Source organism: Schlesneria sp., assembly GCF_036405755.1.
Taxonomy (GTDB): Bacteria; Planctomycetota; Planctomycetia; order Planctomycetales; family Planctomycetaceae; genus Schlesneria; species Schlesneria sphaerica.
On sequence record NZ_DASWWZ010000210.1, the window covers coordinates 1 to 5,183 of the forward strand.

5 protein-coding genes are annotated in these 5,183 nt (G+C 56.0%); 4 read left to right on the plus strand and 1 reads right to left on the minus strand.

The window, feature by feature from the left end; translation table 11 throughout:
* Positions 1-1,417: transglutaminase-like domain-containing protein (locus VGE80_RS07180; RefSeq protein WP_440592166.1), on the plus strand; the 1,417-nt coding region annotated here is incomplete at its 5' end.
* A gap of 252 nt (positions 1,418-1,669) precedes the next feature.
* On the opposite strand, the gene VGE80_RS07185 is transcribed toward VGE80_RS07180, so the two are convergent.
* A complete protein-coding gene (locus VGE80_RS07185; protein ID WP_440592167.1) occupies positions 1,670-2,323 on the minus strand; it encodes a Maf family protein in 654 nt (217 codons plus the stop codon).
* A gap of 338 nt (positions 2,324-2,661) precedes the next feature.
* On the opposite strand from VGE80_RS07185, the gene VGE80_RS07190 reads away from it, so the two are divergent.
* The 3 genes from VGE80_RS07190 (at position 2,662) to tpiA (ending at position 5,067) form a co-directional block, all read left to right on the plus strand.
* Complete coding sequence (locus VGE80_RS07190) at positions 2,662-2,943, plus strand: hypothetical protein (protein ID WP_373649939.1); 282 nt, start codon at positions 2,662-2,664, stop codon at positions 2,941-2,943.
* A gap of 188 nt (positions 2,944-3,131) precedes the next feature.
* Positions 3,132-4,283, plus strand: coding sequence for a prephenate dehydratase (gene pheA / locus VGE80_RS07195; RefSeq protein ID WP_373649938.1), 1,152 nt, complete (start codon positions 3,132-3,134; stop codon positions 4,281-4,283).
* Positions 4,284-4,287: 4 nt separating this feature from the next.
* Positions 4,288-5,067 (plus strand): triose-phosphate isomerase, encoded by a 780-nt coding sequence (tpiA, locus tag VGE80_RS07200; protein WP_375314951.1) that lies wholly within the window; start codon positions 4,288-4,290, stop codon positions 5,065-5,067.
* Positions 5,068-5,183 lie beyond the last annotated feature (116 nt).

The following is a 5,183-nucleotide window of genomic DNA, read 5'->3' on the forward strand; positions in this document are numbered from 1 at the left end:
CAAAGCCAACGCGAAGGATGAGTCCTGGCAGGTCATTTATCTCGCCGGCCAGCGGATTGGATACAGTCGCTCCCTCGTCGAAACAGTGACGCACGACGGTGGGGAACAGGTCGTGAAGTCAACCTCGAACACATTCATGGCGATCAAGCGATTCGGCCAGACGCTGGAAATGAAACAGCACCTGTCGACAGAAGAAACGCCTGATGGGGACCTGCGACGATTCCGGTTTGAAATGGCGAATCCTCCAGCCATGTCGTCGATCACCAGTGGCCTGATCAACGGGAAGGAACTGTCACTCAGCCAGGAGGTCAACGGCAAAGCCAAGACCACCACACAGGCCTGGAAAGAGGGTGTCAAATCGCCTACCTACCAGGATCGCATCCTGAAGAAAAACCCGCTGAAGCCGGGCGAGACTCGCACTTTTGAGACCTTTGTTCCTGAATTCGCCAAAGTCGGCACCACGACGATGAAAGCGCACGACACCGTTGAAACAGAGCTGCTGGGCGGAAAGTCGCGAAAGCTGTTCAAGGTCAGCGTGAGCAACTCACTCCTTCCCGGCTTCACCATGGACAGCTATCTGGATGACGCAGGCGAGGCCGTGAAAGTCTCATCCAAGATGCTCGGCTCTGCGATGGATATCTACGTCGTCTCGCAAGAAGAAGCCTTGAAAACCATCGAAGGGGCCGAATTGGACCTGGCGGTCAACACGCTGGTCAAGGTAAAGCCGCTCGTCAAAGGGCATGGCACAAATCGGGTCGTCTACCGCCTTTCAATCACCGATCAGAACCCGCAGGAACTGATTCCCAGCGGTGAAACTCAGACACTGAAAACGACCTCTCCCGAAACAGCGGAACTGACCGTCATTTCGTTGCCGATTCCATCCCCAGCTCGTGCCGGCACTGCCGACGCCGAATACCTGGAATCCTCGCAATACCTGCAGCGAGACGATGAAGGGGTGCAGAAGCACGCCAATCGTGCCGCCGGAGACGCAACAGATGCCGGAGTCATCGCCCAACGCATGGAAACGTATGTCCGCGACAAGCTCAGCAAGAAGAACTTTTCGACCGCGATGGCCTCCGCCGCAGAAGTGGCCCGCAACCTGGAGGGAGACTGCACCGAACATGCCGTCCTGCTCGCCGCCATGCTGCGAGCCAGGCAAATCCCTTCACGAGTGGTGGTCGGCCTGGTCTACGCGGATCGGCTGTTCGCATTCGGCGGACATATGTGGACCGAAGCCCGGCTCAACGACCAGTGGATACCGCTCGACGCCACACTGGGCCAGAATGGAATCGGCGCGGCCCACATCAAGCTGGCCGATTCCAGCCTGAGTGATGACGGCCCCGCAGCGATGAGTGGTTTTGCTCCGCTGATGAACATCATCGGCAATCTGAAACTCGAAGTCATTTCGGCCGAGTAACCGGCGACTCGATCCAGATCAACTCGGCACAGATCAACAACGACTGCTGAATGACTTTTTCAGCCGCAACGACAACGCGCGTCACCACACTGAGACACGGCTCTGCAGCCGCTTCACAGCCGACACACGGATCAGCCCCTCTCTCATTGAGTTTCGGCCAACAGAACAGGTCGCGAACGAGTTGTTACAGCCAGATCGACCCCTGCGAAGCCGCCACACTCACGAATGCGGCGGTGCCTCCTCAGGGAAGCCCTACCGCAAAGAGACTTCTGCGAACAGTTCCAGCAGCGCTTCGAGCGGAAGCCCCACGACATTGCTGATGCTCCCTTCAACGCGATCGATGAACAGACTTCCGGCCCCCTGAAGGGCGTAGCCACCCGCTTTTCCGCGGGGTTCGCCCGTCAGCAGATACCAGTTCAACCAACGCTCCGCATCGCTGCGAAAAGTGACATAGGTTTCGACGATCTTCTCTGCCATTCGCCCATCGGGGGTGACCACATGCACGGCGGTGGCAGCGACGTGTCTCTTTCCGATGTAGAAATCGAGAAACCATTCGCGGACAATTTCCCGCCAGTCGTCGGACTCGGGGGGCTGCCCGAGCACACGTAAAATGCCCCCCGCCCCCTCCACAATCACCGTCGTGTCGGCAGAGATGACCAGAGTTCGCGGTCTTTCGAATAAATCCTGCTCTTCTTGATTCAGCTGTTCGACCACCTGAAGAGCCTTGTGACGAGCGATTTCCAGCATCCTTTGCCGGATCGAAGGCATGTCATGACAGTCTTCAAACCCCGCTTCGTCCGACACCGGAGGAGGCGTGACGACGATCAGATCAGGATGTACCACTGCTTGCAGCAGCTCCAGCCGGCGGGGCGAGCGTGAGGCAAGTATATAACGTCTGAATGACATGTTATTAACAGTTCTCTATTTACGTCGATAAGGGATACCCGCCACAACGCGTGCGACCGATCCACTTCACCGAATCCGGACACCGCAGGGCAGAAAAGCGAAGTGTAACCCAGTCGTGTCGGTTCAGCGAACTGGAGACACCAGGCAATCCGTAGGGAACTGATTTTTGGGGGCGTTGAAATGTTTCAACGCGAAGAAAAAAATCGTTGACATTCGACTCTGTCAACTCAACAATGCCCAATGGGATTAAAAGTTGCCCAAGAACTTCCCTATTTATCGCTAATTGGTTGTGAACACGCTGTTTCGTGTTCATTTGTATCGGACTGTGGAGCTCACGAATGTCGTTTGACTTTGACGTTGACGAAATGGACCCCGAACTGGACCTCGTGTCTGACGACATCGATGGTGCAGATCTGGGCGACGAAGCGATTTTTGAAGAAATCGATTTTGATTCGCTCGGGATCGACCCCGGTGGTCCAACAGTCGCAAAGCCAGGCTCAGAAGAAAAAGTGCTCATGTTGGCAGCCCGTTACGCAGCAGGTGTTCCTCTGTGGCATGAAAATGATTGCTACGACCACAGCCCCGGCGCTGCGCTGACCAAGATGTTCCAGAAAGGCTGATCACCAGCCGTCTGAATGAGACGATTTAAGAGCCCTGATAAACGACAATCGTTTGTCAGGGCTCTTTTCATCCCTATGTCGTTTCCTTGCAATTATTGGTATTCAGCTGTAAAAGAATTCTTGAATTTTGGTATCAGCAACTATCTCGGTCTGATGAAGTACCACGAATCTATCTCGGAGTCGCTTGGATGGCCAGTAAACCGGTGCCGAAGAAGGCCGCAAAGAGCAATGTAGCACCGACTTCTGCCAAATCAGCAACGAATTCCGCGCGGCCTGCCGCCGGATCCGCCAGCGAAATTGCGAAGCTCGACTCCGAAATCCTCAAGCTGATCAATCGTCGAGCAGCCGCTACGGCAAAACAGATCGAATCTGATCCCAACTGGTGGACCGCCACCTACGATCCACGCTCCGATGACGACCTTCTGAAGCGGATTGAAACCGAAAATCAGGGTCCGCTTCCCGCAGATGCCGTGCGAGGTGTTTTCCGTCAGATCCTGAGCTCTGTCCGGAACCGCGTCCGCCCTCGCCGCGTCACCTATCTCGGCCCAGCGTTCAGCTTTACGCACATGGCCGCCATCGAGCGATTCGGCGAATCCTCGGACCTCATTCCCGTCAACACCATCGCTGCGGTGTTTGAGGAAGTGAATCGCGGACATGCCGACTTCGGCGTGGTCCCCATCGAGAACAGCACCGACGGGCGGATCATCGACACCCTGGATATGTTCACACGCCTGCCACTGCGGATCTGTGGAGAAATTCAGCTCTGCATTCACCATAACCTGCTGGGCAAAGTGTCACGGGGTGAGATCAACGAAGTCTACAGCAAGCCGCAGGCACTCTCGCAGTGCCGCGACTGGCTCAGCCGCAACATGCCGCAGGCACGACTGATCGAAGTCACCAGCACCTCCACCGCTGCACAACTGGCTCGCGATAAGCCCGGGGCAGGAGCGATCGCCAGCCGTCAGGCCGCCGTCGAGTACGGACTTCAGATTCTCGCGGATTCCGTCGAGGACAACAAAAACAACGTCACCCGCTTTGCGATGATCGGCGACAAGCCTGTCGGACCAACGGGTCGCGACCGAACTTCTCTGCTGCTGCAGATTGGGGACAAACCTGGAGCCCTGGCCGACGCACTCAGCTTGTTCAAACAGAACAAGATCAACCTGACGTGGATCGAATCCTTCCCGTTGCGTGGTCCTGAAACCGGTTACATTTTCTTTATCGATTGCGATGGACACTCCAAAGACGCCAAGGTAAAGCGGACCTTGGACGAGTTGTCTCGACTGGCCGTCCGCATGGAAATTCTTGGATCCTATCCGCGCAGTGAAATGATTGGGTAACGCTTTGACACGGTCGCTATTTATCGTCGGCAACTGGAAAATGAACACGACTTTGCAGTCGGGCCAGTCGCTCGCCGCCGAAATCGTTCAGGGTCTCGCCGGTGGCTCCACAGGCGTTGAAGTTGGCGTCTGCCCACCTGCACCTTACCTGCTGCCCATCGCTGAAAAGCTGCGTGGCTCCAGCGTCGCACTTGGCGCCCAGAACGTGTCACCGGAGAAGCCAGGGGCATTCACGGGCGAGCAGGCCATTGAAATGCTGTTGGATGTCGGGTGCCAATGGGTTATCCTCGGGCACAGTGAGCGTCGTCAGTTCTTTGGCGACACTGACGAAGTCATTAACAAGAAAGTCACTGCCGCCCTCGAACGAGGCCTGAAAGTCATTTTCTGTATTGGCGAGATGCTGGAAGACCGTCAGACAAACCGCACGGAAGCGGTCCTGGAAACGCAATTGACGAAGGGACTTCTCGGACTGTCACCACAGCAGATGGCGAACGTCGTCATCGCTTATGAGCCAGTCTGGGCCATTGGAACGGGTGTGACCGCTTCTCCTGAACAGGCCGAAGAGACTCACGCTTACATTCGCAACTGGCTCACACAGCGCTTCGGTGCCGAAGTTGCCAACGCCACCCGAATTCAGTACGGCGGAAGTGTCAAAGGCGACAACGCGAAAGAATTGCTCGCAAAGCCAAATATTGACGGAGCATTGGTGGGAGGGGCCAGCTTGAAGGCCGACCAGTTTCTTTCCATCGTCCGCGCCGCAAATGAGGTCGCGAAAGCCTGTTGAGAGTTCTGTTTCGATTGATGGAAAGTTAGCTGTCAAATGATCGTTTTTTCCTACGTGCTGATGACCCTGCTGATGCTTTTGGGCCTGTTTCTCATCGCCCTGATCCTGCTCCAACG

Bases quoted from the DNA above. Each gene is read 5' to 3' on its own strand.
- VGE80_RS07185 (WP_440592167.1), bottom strand. From the start codon at position 2,323: ATGTCATTCAGACGTTATATACTTGCCTCACGCTCGCCCCGCCGGCTG.
- VGE80_RS07190 (WP_373649939.1), top strand. From the start codon at position 2,662: ATGTCGTTTGACTTTGACGTTGACGAAATGGACCCCGAACTGGACCTC.
- pheA (WP_373649938.1), top strand. From the start codon at position 3,132: ATGGCCAGTAAACCGGTGCCGAAGAAGGCCGCAAAGAGCAATGTAGCA.